Source organism: Massilia rhizosphaerae, assembly GCF_016093545.1.
In the GTDB taxonomy this organism is placed as follows: Bacteria; Pseudomonadota; Gammaproteobacteria; order Burkholderiales; family Burkholderiaceae_D; genus Telluria; species Telluria rhizosphaerae.
This window is the reverse complement of the sequence record NZ_JADKYX010000009.1, coordinates 1-16,220: the sequence shown is the minus strand read 5'-3', so window position 1 is coordinate 16,220 and position 16,220 is coordinate 1. Positions and strand designations below refer to the sequence as shown.

Genomic DNA, 16,220 nt, shown 5'->3' with positions numbered 1-16,220 from the left:
GGCATGCGCATGAACCCGGAAAGCCACCCGGACAGGAGAGCATGATGAAGCTCGAATCTTATTGGCTGGATACCGCGCCGGCCTTCGCGGCGGGCGCGCCAGGGCCGGTGGAAGGGCGCGCCGACGTGGTCGTGGTCGGCGCCGGCTTTACCGGGTTGTCGGCCGCGCTGACGCTGGCCCGGCGCGGCGCCTCGGTGGTGGTGCTGGAGGCGGGCCGCGTCGTGGGCGAAGCGTCCGGCCGCAACGGCGGACATTGCAATGGCGGCACGGCGCACGATTTCGGCGCGCTCGCCGCCCGCCTCGGCGTGGACACGGCGCGCAACTTCTACCACGCCTACAACGCCGCCGTCGACACGGTCGAACGCCTGGTCGCGCAAGAGGATATCGCGTGCGACTTCGCGCGCGTCGGCAAGCTCAAGCTGGCCGCCAAGCCGGAGCACTACGACAAGCTGGTGCGCAGCTGCGACGTGCTGCGGCGCGAGGCCGATCCGCACGTCGAGATGGTGTCCGCGGCGCGCATCCGCGACGAGGTCGGCTCGGACGAGTTCCACGGCGGCCTGCTGCAGAAGACGAGCGCCCAGATGCACATGGGGAAATTCGGCGTCGGCCTGGCCCATGCGGCCGCCCGTGCCGGCGCGCGCATTCACGAACACACGCCGGTGACGGGCCTGGACCGCCTGCCCGCGGGCGGCTTTCGCGTCACCACCCCCCGCGGCGTCATTGGCGCCGGCCAGGTGCTGCTGGCGACCGGCAATTCGCGCGCGGGACCGTTTGCCTGGTTCCGCCGCCGCATGATCTCGGTGGGCAGCTTCATCGTCGCCACCGAACCGCTGGAGCCGGCCCTGCTCGACCGCCTGCTGCCGCGACGCCGCAACTACGTGACGTCCAGGGCCATCGGCAACTACTTCCGCGTCTCGCCGGACGACCGCCTGCTGTTCGGCGGGCGGGCGCGCTTCGCGATGTCGAACCCGCGCTCGGACGAAAAGAGCGGGGTCGTGCTGCGCGCGGCGATGGAGCGGATGTTCCCGGCCCTGCGCGGCGTGGGCATCGACTATTGCTGGGGCGGCCTGGTCGACATGACGGCGGACCGCCTGCCGCGTGCCGGCGAGCACCGCGGCATGTACTACTCGACGGGCTACAGCGGGCACGGCGTGCAGATGTCGGTGCACATGGGGCAGGTGATGGCCGACGTCATGGCCGGCCGCACCGACCGCAATCCATGGCGCGCACTGGCGTGGCCGGCGGTGCCCGGGCATTTCGGCACGCCCTGGTTCCTGCCGGTCGTGGGCGCCTATTACCGGCTGCAGGACTGGCTGCATTGAGGCCGCAGGACCGTTCCCATAACAATCATTGAAGACGCAAGAAGAACGAGGAGACAATCATGAGCGACAAACCATTCGACGCCGCCGGCGTCGTGCAAGACGGCAAGCGCCGCGACGTGATGCGCACGCTGCTGGCGGGAGGCATGCTGGCGTCCGGCGCCGGCGGCCTGCTGACCTTTCCCGGCACCGCGCTGGCCCAGACGCCGCGCAAGGGCGGCCGGATCCGCGTGGCCATGGGCGCCGGATCGACGGCGGACACGCTCGATCCCGCCCGGGGCAGCACCATTGCCGACTACGTGCGGCACTACATGTTCTACAACTGCCTGACCACCATCGACACCAGGCTCGCGCCGCAGATGGCGCTGGCCGAATCGATCGACAGCAAGGACGGCACGCTGTGGACCGTCAAGCTGCGCAAGGACGTGCGCTTCCATGACGGCAAGCCGCTGGGCGCGGCGGACGTCGTGTACTCGCTGCTGCGCCACAAGAATCCGGCCAATGCCTCCAAGGCCAAGGCCGTGGCCGACGAGTTCGCGGACGTCAAGGCCACCGGTCCGCTCGAGCTGCAGATCAAGCTCAATTCGCCGAATGTCGACCTGCCGGCGCTGCTGGCCGCGTCCCATTTCGCCATCGTCAAGGACGGCACCACGGACTTCGCCACCGCGGTCGGCACCGGCCCGTACAAGTGCAAGGAATTCAGGCCGGGCATGCGCTCGATCGGCGTGCGCAACGACGAGTACTGGAAGCCGGGCAAGCCCTACCTGGACGAGATCGAATATTTCTCGATCCCGGACGAGGCGGCCCGCGTCAACGCCCTGCTGTCGGGCGACGTGCAGCTGATCAACGGCGTGAACCCGCGCTCGGCGGCCAGTTTCTCGGGTTCCGGTTGCACGCTGTTCGAATCGAAGACGGGCCTGTACACCGACCTCATCATGCGCGACCAGCTCGGCCCGGTGAAGAACCCGAACTTCGTGCTGGCCATGAAGTACCTGCTGGACCGCGAACAGATCCGCAAGGTGGCGATGCGCGGCTACGGCACCATCGCCAACGACCAGCCGGTGCAGCCGGGCAGCCGCTACTACTTCGCCGGCCTGCCGCAGCGCACCTTCGACCTGGACAAGGCGAAGTTCTACCTGAAGAAATCCGGCATGGCCGGCCAGACCCTGCCGGTCGTGTGCTCGACCGCCGCTGGCGGCTCGGTCGACATGGCCCAGATCATCCAGCTGTCGGCGCAAAGGGCCGGCCTCAACCTGGACATCAAGCGCATGCCGCCGGACGGCTACTGGTCGAACCATTGGGCCAAGCATCCCATGTCGTTCGGGAATATCAATCCGCGCCAGACGGTCGACCTGATGTTCTCGCTGTTCTACAAGTCCGATTCCCCGATGAACGTGTCGGGCTGGAAGAACGAGAAATTCGACCAGTTGCTCGACCTGGCACGGAGCGAAACCAACGAAGCCAAACGCAAGCAGATGTACGGCGACATGCAGGTGCTCGTGCACGACCAGTGCGGCGTCGGCATCCCGATGTTCATCCACTCGCTCGACGGTTTCAGCAACAAGATCAAGGGCTACGCCAGCCATCCGCTGGGCGGCCTGATGGGGTTCATGTTCGCCGATCAAATCTGGCTGGAAGCGTGACCATGAACGGGACCACCGTACGACTGGTGCTGAACCGGCTGGGTGTCGCGGTGCTGACGCTGCTGGCCGTGTCGCTCGTGATCTTCACCATCACCAACCTGCTGCCGGGCGACGCGGCGCAGGCGGCGCTCGGACAGGAGGCGACGCCCGAACTGGTGGCTGCGCTGCGGGTCAAGCTGGGGCTGGACCTGCCGGCCCACGTGCGCTACCTGCACTGGCTGGGCGGGCTGCTGACCGGCCATCCCGGCGTGGCCATGGCGAACGGCCTGCCGGTGACGGAGCTGATCGGCAGCCGGTTGCCGAACTCGCTGATGCTGGCGGCCGCGACCACCGTCGTGTCGGTGCCGCTCGCGCTGACGCTCGGCATCGCGTCCGCCATGGTCCGCGGCTCGTTGTTCGACCGCGTCGTCAGCGTGGCGACGGTGTGGACCGTGTCCGTGCCCGAATTCCTGATCGCCACGCTGGCGGTGCTGCTGTTCGCCGTCAAGCTGCGCTGGCTGTCCGCGCTGTCGCATACCGACGATATCGCCACCTTCGGCCAATTCATGCGCACGTATGCGTTGCCGGTCATCACCTTGTGCTGCGGGATCGTGGCGCAGATGGCGCGCATGACCCGCGCTGCAGTGATCGACCAGCTCGATTCGTCCTACGTCGAGATGGCGCGCCTGAAGGGCGTGCGTCCGGTGCGCATGGTGCTCTGTCACGCGCTGCCGAACGCGATCGGCCCGATCTCCAACGCGGTGGCGCTGTCGCTGGCCTACCTGATCGGCGGCGTGATCATCGTCGAATCGATCTTCAACTATCCGGGCATCGCCAGCCTGATGGTCGATTCCGTCACCATGCGCGACATGCCGGTGGTGCAGGCCTGCGCGATGCTGTTCTGCGCCGGCTACCTGGTGCTGCTGACCGTGGCGGACGTGTGCGCAATCGTTTCCAACCCAAGGTTAAGAAAATGAAGACCTCCGTGATTTCTCCCATCGCCCGGCGCAAGCCGCGCCGGCGCCTGCCGCTGGCCGGCGTGATCGGCAGCGCCGTGTTCGCGTTCTGGCTGCTGATGGCCGTGGCCGGTCCCTACCTGGTACCGGACGACGCGGGCGGCGTCGGCGACGACGTGTTCGCGCCGATCAGCGCGCTGCATCCGCTCGGCACCGACTACCTCGGCCGCGATATGCTCAGCCGCATCCTGCACGGCGCGCCATACACCGTCGGCCTGGCGCTGGCGGCCGTGCTGGTGGCCAGCGTCGGCGGCACCGCGCTGGCCATGTCCGCGGCCGCCGCGGGCGGCTGGTTCGACGCCATCGTCAGCCGCGTCGTCGACACCATGCTCAGCATCCCGCACAAGCTGCTGGCGCTGATCATCGTGGCCGGCTTCGGCACGTCGATCCCGTTGCTGGTCCTGACCGCCGGCATCGGCTACATGCCCGGCGCCTACCGCATCGCGCGTGCGCTGGCCGTGAATGTGCAAGCAATGGAGTACGTGCAGGCGGCGCGGGCGCGCGGCGAGGGCCTGGCCTATATCACGTGTTTTGAAATGTTGCCGAACATGTTCAGGCCGGTGCTGGCCGACTTTGGCCTGCGTTTCCTGTACATCGTGCTGCTGCTGAGCGGCCTGTCCTTCCTGGGGCTGGGCATCCAGCCACCGGCGGCGGACTGGGGATCGCTGGTGCGCGAAAACATCATCGGCCTGTCCGAAGGCGCGCCGGCCGTCGTCATGCCCGCCATCGCCATCGCCACGCTGACCATCGCCGTCAACCTGGCCATCGACAGCCTGGCCGGCCGCAAACGCCGTGGCACGGGGGGCTGACATGAACACGATCGTCAAGGTATCGGGCCTGCGCGTCACCGCCCGCAACGACATGGACGAGGAAGTGCCCATCGTCCATGGCGCTGACTTTTCGATTCAACAAGGCGAGGTGCTGGCGCTGATCGGCGAGTCCGGTTCCGGCAAGACCACCATCGCGCTGGCGCTGATGGGCTACGCCCGCGCCGGCTGCCGCCTGGCCGGCGGCAACGTGACCGTGGCCGGCCACCAGGTGCTGGCGCTGAACGAGGGCCAGCTGGCCGGCCTGCGCGGCCGCACCGTGGCCTACATCGCGCAGAGCGCCGCCGCCTCGTTCAACCCGTCCAAACGGCTGATGGACCAGGTGGTCGAAAGCGCACTGATCCACAAGGTGATGCCGCGCGCCGAGGCCGAGGCCAAGGCCGTGGAGCTGTTTCGCGCGCTGGCGCTGCCGGAGCCGGACAAGATCGGCATGCGCTATCCGCACCAGGTGTCGGGCGGCCAGTTGCAGCGCCTGATGGCAGCCATGGCGCTGATCACCGATCCGGCCCTGGTGATCCTGGACGAGCCGACCACCGCACTGGACGTGACGACGCAGATCGAGGTGCTGCGCGCCTTCAAGAAGGTCGTCAAGGAGCGCGGCAGCACGGCCGTGTACGTGTCGCACGACCTCGCCGTGGTGGCGCAGATGGCCGACCGCATCGTGGTGCTGCGCGACGGCGAGATCCGGGAGTGCGGGCCGACCGCGCAAATCCTGTCGGCGCCCGCCCATCCGTACACCAGGAGCCTGCTGGCGGCGATCGCGCCCAAGCAGTCCGTGCCGGCCGGCTGCGAGTCCAAGCCGGCGCACGAGCATCCGCTGCTCGAGGTGCGTGGCCTGTCTGCCTCGTACGGCACGGCCAGGCGCGGTGTGCCGGTCAAGTGCGTGCTGGACGACATCAACCTGGTGATCCCGCGCGGCGCCACCATCGGCGTCATCGGCGAATCCGGTTCCGGCAAGACCACGCTGGCGCGCACCATCGCCGGCATGGTGGCGCCGTCCGAAGGCGACATCCTGCTCGACGGCAAGCGCCTGGCGCCCACGCTGGAAGGGCGCACGCGCGAGCAGTTGCGGCGTATCCAGTTCGTGTTCCAGAACGCCGATACCGCGCTCAACCCGCAGCACGGCATCGAGCGCATCCTCGGCCGGCCGCTCGAGTTTTACCATGGCATGAAGGGCGAGGCGCGCCGCAAGCGCGTGCTGCAGCTGCTCGACCTGGTGCGCCTGCCGGCGTCGGTGGCCGACCGCCTGCCGGGCGAACTGTCGGGCGGACAAAAGCAGCGCATCAACCTGGCGCGTGCATTGGCGGCCCAGCCCGACCTGATCCTGTGCGACGAGGTCACCTCCGCGCTCGACACCGTGGTGGGCGCGGCCATCCTCGAACTGATGGCCGAGCTGCGCAAGGAATTGAACGTGTCCTACATGTTCATCAGCCACGACATCAGCACGGTGCGCGCGATCTGCGACGAGATCGTGGTGCTGTACGCCGGCCGCAAGGTCGAGGCGCGCAAGCGAGAAGCGCAGGCGCTGCCGCCATTCCATCCGTATTCGCACCTGCTGATCTCGTCGGTGCCGACGCTGCGCCGGGGCTGGCTGGAAGAGACGGCCGGCCGCAAACCCGCGTCGCTGCCGCCGCTCGTGGCGGCCGGGCAGGCGCGCGGCATCTGCTCCTTCCTGGACCGCTGCCATCTGCGCATCGACGGCGTATGCAACAGCCTGCCGCCGCCGCGCCACACGCTCGACAACGGCGGCAGCATCCTGTGCCACCGGTCCGACGCCGAGTTGCGCGATATCCAGGCGCCGCTGCGCCTGCTCGAAGGAGACGTCGCATGAACCACCGTTTCGTACGACTTGCCGAAACCGGCCGCGCGCCGGTGCGCATCGTGATCGATGGGCACCCGGTCGAGGCGCTGGCCGGCGACACCCTGCTGGTCGCCCTGCTGGGCAACGTGCGCCACCTGCGCGAGTCGGAATTCGGCGATGGCAAGCGGGCCGGCTTCTGCCTGATGGGCGCCTGCCAGGATTGCTGGGTCTGGACCGCGGACGGCGCGCGCCTGCGCGCCTGCACCACCGTGGTGGCAGAGGGAATGAGCATCGTCACAACACAACCGGAGGCGACATGGCCCAACCTCGCATAATCATCGTCGGCGCCGGCCCTGCGGGCGTGCGTTGCGCCGAAACCCTCGTCGCCGCCGGGCTGCGCCCGACCGTGGTCGACGAGAACCGGCGCGACGGCGGCCAGATCTATCGACGCCAGCCGGACAATTTCACGCGTCCGTATGCGAAGCTGTACGGCACAGAGGCCGGCCGCGCCCAGTCGCTGCACGAGAGTTTCGACGCGCTGCGCGACCAGATCGATTACCTGCCGGAGACGCTGGCCTGGAATATCTTCGGCCGCCGGCTGCACGTCACCGACCAGCGGCGCTCGCGGGCCTTGCCCTACGACGCACTGGTGATCTGTTCCGGCGCGACCGACCGCCTGATGCCGATCAAGGGCTGGCAATACGCCGGCACCTACAGCCTGGGCGCGTCGCAGATCGCCCTGAAGGCGCAGGCGTGTGCGATCGGGCGCAAGGTCGTGTTCCTCGGCACCGGGCCGCTGCTGTACCTCGTGGCGTCGCAATACGTCAAGGCGGGCGCCAACGTGGCGGCGGTGCTCGATACGTCGCCCTTCCTGCGGCGCGTCGCGGCGCTGCCCAAACTGCTGGCCCGTCCCGCCGCGCTGCGCAACGGCATGGCGCTGGTCGGGGCGCTGAAGCGGGCCGGGGTGCCGGTGCTGACCGGCATCACCCCGGTCGAAATCAAGGGTGCCGCGGACATCGGGGTGCAGGAGGTGGTGTTCCAGGACGCCGCCGGACGCACCCGGACGCTGGAATGCGACGCGGTGGCGATGGGCTACCACCTGCGTCCCGAGACCCAGCTGGCCGACCTGGCCCGCTGCGCCTTCCGCTTCGACCCGGAGACGCGCCAATGGCTGCCCGAACTGGGCGAGGACGGGCGCACCTCGGTGCCGGGCGTCTACCTGGCCGGCGACGGCGTACGTGTGCTGGGCGCGGATGCGGCCGAGATCGGCGGACGGCTGGCGGCGCTGGCGGTGCTGCAGGATGTCGGGCTGCCGGTGGCGAACGGCGAGCTGCAGCGGCTGCGCGCCGAACAGGCCCGCATGGACCGTTTCCGCCAGGGCCTGGCGCAAGCGTTCCCGTGGCCGGCGCAGCAGGCGGCCCAATTGCCGGATGACGCCATCGTCTGCCGCTGCGAAGCCATCACCGCCGGCGAACTGCGCCGCGTGGTGGGGGACATGGGCGCCCAGGAAGCGAACCGCGCCAAGGCATTCAGCCGGGTCGGCATGGGGCGCTGCCAGGGGAGGTATTGTGGGCATGCGGGTGCGGAAGTCATCGCGCATGCCGCCGGCGTGCCGCTGGAACAAGTCGGGCGCCTGCGTGGCCAGGCCCCGGTCAAGCCGCTGTCGATCGCGGTGCGGGAGGAAGTGGAATGAGCGCGCAGAAAGCAGATGTCATTATCGTGGGCGGCGGCATCATGGGTGCCTCCACCGCCTTCTTTTTACGCCAGCGCGGGATGTCCGTCATCCTGCTCGAACAGGGATTGATCGGCCAGCAGGCCAGCGGCGTCAACTTCGGCAACACGCGCCGGATGGGCCGCCCCGTCGAGCAACTGCCGTTGTCGAACCGCTCGCGCGACATCTGGCTGAAGTTCAAGGAATTGTTCGATGCGGATGTCGAGCTCCTGCTGAACGGCCACCTGCGCGTCGGCTTCACGCCGGCGCACGAAGAACGCATGGTCAAGTATGCGGAGGACGCCAGGTCCTTCGGCATCGGTATGCAGATGCTGGGCACGAAAACGTTGCACGAGCGCTTTCCGTACCTGGGACCGGACATCACCGCGGGTTGCTACGCCCCTTACGACGGCCATGCCAATCCCCGCCTGGCGGCGCCGGCCATCGGCCGTGCCGCGATGCGCGCGGGCGCGCAGGTGTTCGAAAACACCGAGATGACGAACCTCGAGAAGGACGGCGGGGACTTCCGCGCGACCGCTGCCGATGGCCGCGTCTTCCGTGCGCCCGTGGCGCTCATCACGGCCGGCGCATGGGGAAATCGTATCAGCACCCGCTTCGGCGAACCGGTGCCGATGGTCGCCAAGGCGCCGCAGATGTGCGTCACCGAACCCGTCCCTTACGCCATCGGACCGACCATCGGCGCGATCGCGGACGTGTTCGAGCAGGTCGTCTACTTCCGCCAGGTCGCGCGCGGCAACATCGTCATCGGCGGCGGCGGCCACGAACCGGCGGACATCGAGAAACGCCGCGCCTACGTGAATCCGGGCAGGACGCTGTTCAAACTGAAGAGTGCGCCGCACGTGATCCCGGCATTCAATCACCTGAACATCATTCGCGTCTGGGGCGGGATCGAGGGTTATATGGAGGATAGCCGGCCAGCCATGGGACCGAGCGCGCGCGTACCCGGCCTGTACTACGCCTTCGGCTTCTCCGGCGAAGGCTTCCAGCTGGGGCCGGGCGTCGGCGACGTGATGGCGGAACTGATACACACCGGCACCACGACGACGCCGATCGACCATTACCACATCGGGCGTTTCGCCACGCCGGTCGCGAACGCGGCGTGAGCAGCCGTGTCATTTTCATCCTCATTGTCATCAACTTAAAAACAAACCATGTCGAATTCAATGCAAGCAGCAGTGGCCGTCCCGGTCAGCACGCCCTCCTTCGTCGACCTGCGCAAATTCGCGCGGGACAAGACCCGGGGCATCGCAGTGACCGCTGCGGCGGGACCGGATCGCTTCCTTTCCGGCCGCCGTATCCTCGACTGGGCGCCGAGCCCCGTGACCGCCGGCGTCATTACGCTGGAAGCCGGCAGCGGCGCCGTGCAGTCTCTGCCGGCGGATGAATTCATCATCGTCGACGCCGGCCGCCTGACCCTGACGCAGCAGGGCGCCGCCCTGACGCTGGGGCCGAACCAGAGCGCAGTGCTCAAGCAGGGCGCCGCATTCACCTGGTCTGCGCAGGGGCCGGTGTCGCTGATCTTCGTCCGTTACAACAAGAGCCGGGCCGGCGACGGCGCCATCGTGCCGATCAAAGAGAACCCGGAGATGGGACCGTCGGCCGGCGGGCCGCCGCCCGACCTGCTGCTCACGCCGGCGCCGGTCTGCCGCAACCACACGGACTATCGGTCCGCCGACGGCGAATTCACGTGCGGCACCTGGGATTCGACGCCCTATGCCCGCCGCCCACTGTACTTCCGTCACATGGAACTGATGGTTCTGCTGGAAGGCAGCGTGACCTTCGTCGATGAAACGGGGCGCAGCGGCACGTTCTCGAAAGGCGATGTGTTCCTCATCGAGCAGGGGGCGTCCTGCAGTTGGGAGAACCGCGACAACGTCGCAAAGCTGTACGTCATCTACCGCCCGGCGTAAAGGGAAGACGGCCATGACAGTTCTGCTGGGGTGCATCGCGGACGATTTTACCGGCGGCACGGACCTCGCGGGCATGCTGGTGAAGGCGGGCATGCGTACCGTCCAATTGATCGGCGTACCGGACGGGCCGCCGCCCGCCGATGTCGACGCGGTGGTGATCGCGCTGAAATCGCGTACCTGTCCGGCCGGGGATGCGGTGGCGGCATCGCTGGCCGCCCTGCGCTGGTTGCGCGAGGCGGGTTGCCGGCAGTTCTACTTCAAGTATTGCTCGACCTTCGATTCTACGCCGCGCGGCAACATCGGCCCCGTCGCCGAGGCCTTGATGCAGGCGCTGGGCACCGATTTCACCATCGCCTGTCCGGCGTTCCCCGCCAACGGACGCACCCTCTACAAGGGCTGTTTGTTCGTCGGCGACGTGCCGCTCTCGGAGTCCGGCATGCGCAACCATCCGCTGACGCCGATGACCGACGCGAACCTGGTACGCGTCCTGCAGGAGCAGGTGGAGCGCAAGGTCGGCCTCGTCGACTACGCGACGGTGAGCCAGGGCGATGCCGCGATCCGCGCGCGTTTTTCCGCGCTGCGCGAGCAGGGCAACGGACTTGCCGTCGTCGATGCGCTGTCCAACGCGGACCTCGACGCGATCGGCGCGGCCTGTGCCGACATGCCGCTGGTGACCGGCGGTTCCGGCATCGCGCTCGGCCTGCCGCGGAACTTCCGCCGGCGCGGACTGCTGGCGTCGAATGCCGTGGCCGATGCGCTACCGCAGACCGGCGGCCTGCGTGCCGTCGTCTCGGGCAGCTGTTCGCCGGCCACGCAAAGGCAGGTGGAGGCGATGCGCGCGTCCTGTCCCTCCTTTTGCATCGATCCGGTGCGGCTGGCGCGCGGCGAGGACGTGGTGGCGGCCGCCCTCGACTGGGCAGCCGGCCGCATCGCGCGGCAACCGGTATTGGTCTATGCCACGGCCGCGCCGGAGGCGGTCAGGCAGGTGCAGGCCGAACTCGGCGTCGAGCATGCCGGCAATCTCGTGGAGACTGCGCTGGCGACGATTGCGCTCGGCCTGGTCCGGGCCGGCGTGGGCCGGATGATCGTGGCCGGCGGCGAGACGTCGGGCGCGGTCGTCAAGGCGCTCGGGGTGACGGGATTGCGCATCGGGCCCGAAATCGATCCCGGCGTGCCGTGGACCAGCACCCTGCACGACGACGACACGCGGCCGCTGGCGCTCGCGCTCAAGTCGGGCAATTTCGGCAGCGACGATTTCTTCCTCAAGGCCTGGGACAAGCTGCAATGAGCACGATGATTTCCACCGGCCGAGGCGAAGCGGCATTGCGCGAGAAGATCGTCGAATTCGGCCGCTCGCTGTTCGACCGCGGTCTGACCGCCGGCAGCAGCGGCAACATCAGCGTGCGGCTGGACGACGGCTGGCTGCTGACGCCGACCAATGCCTGCCTCGGCCGCCTCGATCCCGCACGACTGGCCAGGCTCGACTGGAGCGGCCGCCATGTCGGCGGCGATGCGCCGTCCAAGGAAGCCTTCCTGCATCGCGCGATGTACGAGGAACGCCCGGGCGCGGGCGCCATCGTGCACCTGCATGCCACGCATGCCGCCGCCGTGTCGTGCATGTGCGGCCTGAATCACGACGACTGCATCCCGCCCCTGACGGCCTATTTCGTGATGAAGGTCGGCCGCCTGCCGCTGGTTCCCTACCACCGCCCCGGCGATCCGGCGCTCGGCGCCGCGATCCGCGGCCTTGCGCGCAAGCATAGTGCCGTGCTGCTTGCCAATCATGGGCCGGTCGTATCGGGCGCCTCGCTCGACGCTGCCGTCCATGCGACGGAGGAACTGGAAGAGACGGCCAAGCTGTTCCTGCTGCTGCGCACGGCGCCGACCCGCCCCTTGAACGCGGAGCAGATCGAGGATCTCAAGTCGGTGTTCAAGCTCGACCTGCAGAAACGGCCATCCCTGGAGAATATTGAATGACCAAGCGAATTGCGTTTGTCCATACCGTCGGTTTTCTCGTCGACGAATTCCGCGCGCGGGCGCGTGCCGACATCCCCGGCGCCGACTGTTTTCATATCCTTAACGAGAGCCTGTTGCAGGACCTGTTGCGCGGCGCGCCGCAGCCGCTGGTTTACCGGCGCGTGGTCGATCAAATCGTCCTGGCGGCGGAAGCCCGGCCCGACCTGATCGTCGTCACCTGTTCATCGACGTCGCCCGCCGTCGATATCGCACGCCGTATCGTGCCGCAGCCGATCCTCAAGATCGACGACCCGATGGCGGCGGAAGCGGTGCGCTGCGGCCCGCGCATCGGCCTGCTCTGCACGGCAGCCAGCACGGTCGGACCGAGCAGCGCATTGCTGCGCGCGCATGCCGCGGAGCAGGGCTGCGAAATCACGATCGAGACCGCGCTGTGCGCCGAGGCCTACCAGGCGCTGATGGCCGGCGACCGCACGCGACATGATGCACTTCTCGTCGCGGCGGCCGGCGCACTGTCCGGCAAGGTGGATGTGCTGGTGCTTGCGCAGGCATCGCTGGCGCATCTGCGCGACTTGCTCGCCGCCGAACTGGCATGCCCCGTCCTGGCAAGCCCGCCTTTGCTGATGCGGGACCTCGCCAGATTGGCTGCCGCATGACCGGGGTTGGAGACAGAACACATGAAAACGCTGTTGCTTAGCAAGGAAGACGTGGGCGGCTTGATCGCCATGAAGGAAGTCATCGCCGCGGTGGAGGAAGCCTACGTGGCGTTCAGCAGCGGGCAGGTGGAGCAACCCGACTATATCGGCATCCATCTGCCGCCCCCGCGCGGGGAAATCGACTTCAAGCTCGGCTACTACCCGGCCAACGAGATGATTTCGATGAAAGCGTCGTCCGGCGGATTCCCGGACAACCCGGCGGCATTCGGCCTGCCCACCAATATGGGCACGATTCTCCTGTTCGACGCCAGGACCTGTGCGCTGGCGTGCGTGATGGACGGGAGCCTGATCACCGGCCTCAGGACCGGGGCGGCCGGCGCCGTTTCCGTAAAAGCCCTGGCCAGGAAGGATGCGAAAACGGTCACGTCGATCGGCACCGGCATCCAGGCCCGGTTGCAGATCCGCGCGATCCGCGAGGTCATGAAGATCGAGGCGATCCACGCCTGGGACCATCACCCCGAGGCGCTGGCCGCCTACAAGGCCGATATCGAAAGAGAGTTCGACATTCCCGTCGTGATGGCCGCCTCGAAGGAAGACGCGGTCCGCCGCGCCGACATCCTCGTGACGACGACGCGCGGCAAAGGCACGCTGGTGGAAGCCGGCTGGATCAAGCCCGGCACGCATATCGTGGCCATCGGCACGGACCAGCAAGGCAAGCAGGAACTCGATCCGGAAATCTTCCGCAACGCGAAGATCGTCAACGACTCCATCGCGCAATGCGTCACGAAGGGCGAAACCTGGTATCCGCTGAACGCACGCATCATCGCGCGGGACGAGATTCACGGCGAAATCGGCGAGATCCTGGCGGGGACAAAGGCGGGACGGGAGAACGACGACGAGATCACGATTTTCGATTCCACGGGCATGGCCATCCAGGACAACACCACCGCGTCCCGGATCTACCGGAATGCGCTGGCAAACCAGGTCGGTACGTTCTTCGCGTTCATCACCCAATGAGGCATCCCGACATCATGCATGACTACCCTACGATCCAGGACATCCGGGACGCCCGGGAGCGGCTGCGGCCCCATATCCGGCACACGCCGCTGCTGCGTGCTGAGAAGATGGAAAAGGCCCTCGGCTGCCAACTCTATCTCAAGCCCGAAACCTTGCAGATCACTGGCGCATTCAAGATCAGGGGCGCCCTGAACACGGCCCTGTCGCTCCCCCGGGACGCCGTGGCGAACGGCCTGATCGCCACGTCGTCGGGGAACCATGCCCAGGGACTGGCCTACGCGGCGAGAATGCTGGGCGTGAAAGCCTTCCTGGTGCTTCCGGTCACCGCGCCGGAGGTCAAGATCGCCAATACGAGGGCGCTCGGGGCCGAAGTCATCCTGTTCGACGGCGATAACGCGGCCCGCTGGAAAAAGGTATATGAAATCGCCGCAGAAAACGGGTACGCGGTGATCCATGGTTTCGAGGACCCGCTGGTGATGGCGGGCCAGGGCACGATCGGCTGCGAAATCCTGGACGACCTGGGCGACGTCGACACGGTCATCGTTCCGCTGGGCGGCGGCGGCCTCATTTCCGGGATCGCCACGGCCATCAAGGAAACGAAGCCGTCGGTGCGGGTCATCGGCGCGGAGCCGGCCCTGACGCCGAAGTATTTCCACAGCCGGATCAACGGGGAACGCACCTCGCTCCCGTTGCAGGACACCGTGGCGGACGGCTTGCGACTCAGCGTCCCTGGCCGCAATCCCTATCCCATCATCGAGAAGTACGTGGACGAGATCGTGCTGGTGGACGACGCGCATATCGTCGCGGGCATGCGCATGCTGGCCAACGATGCGAAATTGATCGCCGAGCCGGCGGCCTCCATCGGCATCGGCGCCTTGCTGGGCGGTGCGCTCGCCGTCAGGCCGGATGAGAAGGTCTGCGCGGTGCTCAGTGGCGGGAATTGGGACTTGTGCGACCTCGCCGACATCTACCGGCGCAGCGCGTAGAACGGCGCAGCATATTGCGCCGTCGCGCACGGCGAATTCGCAGTTTTCATGTTGTCGGCCCACGCTCTTTCGAGGAAATGTGTTGTGGGGGCAGCCTTAAATTGATGCATGTGGAGCGGATGATCGCGAGCTCATTCAAGCAGGTTTTTTCCAACCCGCTCACGCCACATCCATAAATAATCGAAGGAGACAATCATGAAAAAATCCCTGCTTCTGCTGGCGGTATCCGGTGTCTTTGCCGGCACCGCGTCCGCGCAATCGAGTACCACCGTCTACGGCTTGATCAACATCGGCCTGGTGTACTCGAAATCCGATGTGGCGCCCACGCGCTGGGGTGTCGACAGCGGCGGCTGGTGGGGTTCCCGCCTCGGCTTTCGCGGCTCGGAAGACCTCGGTAATGGCACGTCCGTCATCTACCAGCTCGAAAACGGCTTCAGCCCCGATACGGGCACCGCGGGGCAGGGCGGACGCATCTTCGGCCGCCAATCCTGGGTGGGCTTGAAAGGCGACTTCGGCACGGTGCGCTTCGGCCGCACCTGGACGCCGTCCTACTGCCTGCTGACCGACGTGATCGATCCGTTCGAGGACGGCATGTCCGGCGCGGCCGAATCGTTCTTCGGCCGTAATATCTATGCCGCGATCGACATCCGCACGCAGAACGCGGTGTTCTACGCGAAGCAGCAGGGACCCCTGAAGGCCGAGGTGTCGTATGCGTTCGGCGAGACGGCCGGCAGCATGTCGGCCAACCGGCAGATCAGCGGCGCGTTCACGTACACCGCCGGGAAGTTGAAGCTGGCGTACGGCTACCAGAACAACAACGACGCCAACGGCACCGGCGCGGCCAAGCTGAAGTTCGTCGGCGCCAACTACGACTTCGGCTTCGCCAAGCTGCATTTCGGTCTCGACCGGCAGAAGACGGACGCCGCCGGCCTCGCGCCGGTGGATGCGAGCGACCTGCTGCTCGGCCTGACGATCCCGGCGGGCGGCGGACGCATCCTGGCGTCGTACAACCGCCTGAACGACCGCTCGGCGCGCAACGCGGACATGGCGCAGTATGCGCTCGGCTACACCTACGCCCTGTCCAAGCGCACCGCGCTGTTCACCTCCATCGGCCACATCGATCCCAAGAACGCGAACCGCATGGATTGGGGTATCCGCCACATGTTCTAACGGGTAGGGTGGGCGGCCCCCGCCCACCAAACGTATGCGTTGCAGTAACGCATGGTGGGCACAGGGGTGCCCACCCTTGTATCTTGATAGAGTTGATGGTTAGCTACCATCAACTGAGGTGAAGAGCAGCTTGAGCCCACCCTTAAGGCATAGACCTTCGAGTGTAGATTAAGCCCTTCACCTCTCCCAC

The 16,220-nt window shown here is 67.2% G+C and carries 15 protein-coding genes; all 15 read left to right on the top strand.

Annotated elements, in window-relative coordinates; translation table 11 throughout:
- Positions 1 to 44 precede the first annotated feature (44 nt).
- The 15 genes from ISF28_RS14630 to ISF28_RS14560 all read left to right on the top strand — a co-directional run bounded on the left by ISF28_RS14630 (position 45) and on the right by ISF28_RS14560 (position 16,030).
- Entirely contained in the window at positions 45 to 1,322 is a 1,278-nt protein-coding gene (locus tag ISF28_RS14630; protein WP_198117927.1) for an NAD(P)/FAD-dependent oxidoreductase, read from the top strand.
- Positions 1,323 to 1,381: 59 nt separating this feature from the next.
- Positions 1,382 to 2,962, top strand: coding sequence for an ABC transporter substrate-binding protein (locus ISF28_RS14625; protein WP_198117926.1), 1,581 nt, complete (start codon positions 1,382 to 1,384; stop codon positions 2,960 to 2,962).
- A gap of 2 nt (positions 2,963 to 2,964) precedes the next feature.
- Positions 2,965 to 3,918, top strand: a complete 954-nt coding sequence (locus ISF28_RS14620; RefSeq protein WP_198117925.1) for an ABC transporter permease — start codon at positions 2,965 to 2,967, stop codon at positions 3,916 to 3,918.
- Positions 3,915 to 4,766 (top strand): ABC transporter permease, encoded by an 852-nt coding sequence (locus ISF28_RS14615; protein WP_198117924.1) that lies wholly within the window; start codon positions 3,915 to 3,917, stop codon positions 4,764 to 4,766. Before ISF28_RS14620 ends, ISF28_RS14615 begins: the two co-directional genes overlap by 4 nt.
- A gap of 1 nt (position 4,767) precedes the next feature.
- Complete coding sequence (locus tag ISF28_RS14610; RefSeq protein WP_198117923.1) at positions 4,768 to 6,615, top strand: ABC transporter ATP-binding protein; 1,848 nt, start codon at positions 4,768 to 4,770, stop codon at positions 6,613 to 6,615.
- Positions 6,612 to 6,920, top strand: coding sequence for a (2Fe-2S)-binding protein (locus ISF28_RS14605; protein WP_198117922.1), 309 nt, complete (start codon positions 6,612 to 6,614; stop codon positions 6,918 to 6,920). The genes ISF28_RS14610 and ISF28_RS14605 overlap by 4 nt, the downstream gene beginning before the upstream one ends.
- Entirely contained in the window at positions 6,902 to 8,278 is a 1,377-nt protein-coding gene (locus ISF28_RS14600) for an FAD/NAD(P)-dependent oxidoreductase (RefSeq protein WP_198117921.1), read from the top strand. Before ISF28_RS14605 ends, ISF28_RS14600 begins: the two co-directional genes overlap by 19 nt.
- Positions 8,275 to 9,420, top strand: coding sequence for an NAD(P)/FAD-dependent oxidoreductase (locus ISF28_RS14595; protein ID WP_198117920.1), 1,146 nt, complete (start codon positions 8,275 to 8,277; stop codon positions 9,418 to 9,420). The genes ISF28_RS14600 and ISF28_RS14595 overlap by 4 nt, the downstream gene beginning before the upstream one ends.
- A 60-nt stretch (positions 9,421 to 9,480) precedes the next feature.
- A complete protein-coding gene (locus ISF28_RS14590; protein ID WP_229519099.1) occupies positions 9,481 to 10,227 on the top strand; it encodes a cupin domain-containing protein in 747 nt (248 codons plus the stop codon).
- Positions 10,228 to 10,240: 13 nt separating this feature from the next.
- Positions 10,241 to 11,515 (top strand): 3-oxo-tetronate kinase, encoded by a 1,275-nt coding sequence (gene otnK, locus ISF28_RS14585; RefSeq protein ID WP_198117918.1) that lies wholly within the window; start codon positions 10,241 to 10,243, stop codon positions 11,513 to 11,515.
- Complete coding sequence (gene otnC / locus ISF28_RS14580) at positions 11,512 to 12,204, top strand: 3-oxo-tetronate 4-phosphate decarboxylase (protein WP_229519098.1); 693 nt, start codon at positions 11,512 to 11,514, stop codon at positions 12,202 to 12,204. Before otnK ends, otnC begins: the two co-directional genes overlap by 4 nt.
- Positions 12,201 to 12,857 carry an aspartate/glutamate racemase family protein gene (locus ISF28_RS14575; protein WP_198117917.1) on the top strand — a complete coding sequence of 219 codons (657 nt, stop codon included), beginning with the start codon at positions 12,201 to 12,203 and terminating at the stop codon, positions 12,855 to 12,857. The genes otnC and ISF28_RS14575 overlap by 4 nt, the downstream gene beginning before the upstream one ends.
- Before the next feature lie 21 nt (positions 12,858 to 12,878).
- Complete coding sequence (locus ISF28_RS14570) at positions 12,879 to 13,874, top strand: ornithine cyclodeaminase family protein (protein ID WP_198117916.1); 996 nt, start codon at positions 12,879 to 12,881, stop codon at positions 13,872 to 13,874.
- Positions 13,875 to 13,888: 14 nt separating this feature from the next.
- Positions 13,889 to 14,860: a threonine/serine dehydratase family protein gene (locus ISF28_RS14565; RefSeq protein WP_198117915.1), complete on the top strand. Its 972-nt coding sequence runs from the start codon at positions 13,889 to 13,891 to the stop codon at positions 14,858 to 14,860.
- A 195-nt stretch (positions 14,861 to 15,055) separates the two neighbouring features.
- Complete coding sequence (locus ISF28_RS14560; RefSeq protein ID WP_198117914.1) at positions 15,056 to 16,030, top strand: porin; 975 nt, start codon at positions 15,056 to 15,058, stop codon at positions 16,028 to 16,030.
- Positions 16,031 to 16,220: the final 190 nt, after the last annotated feature.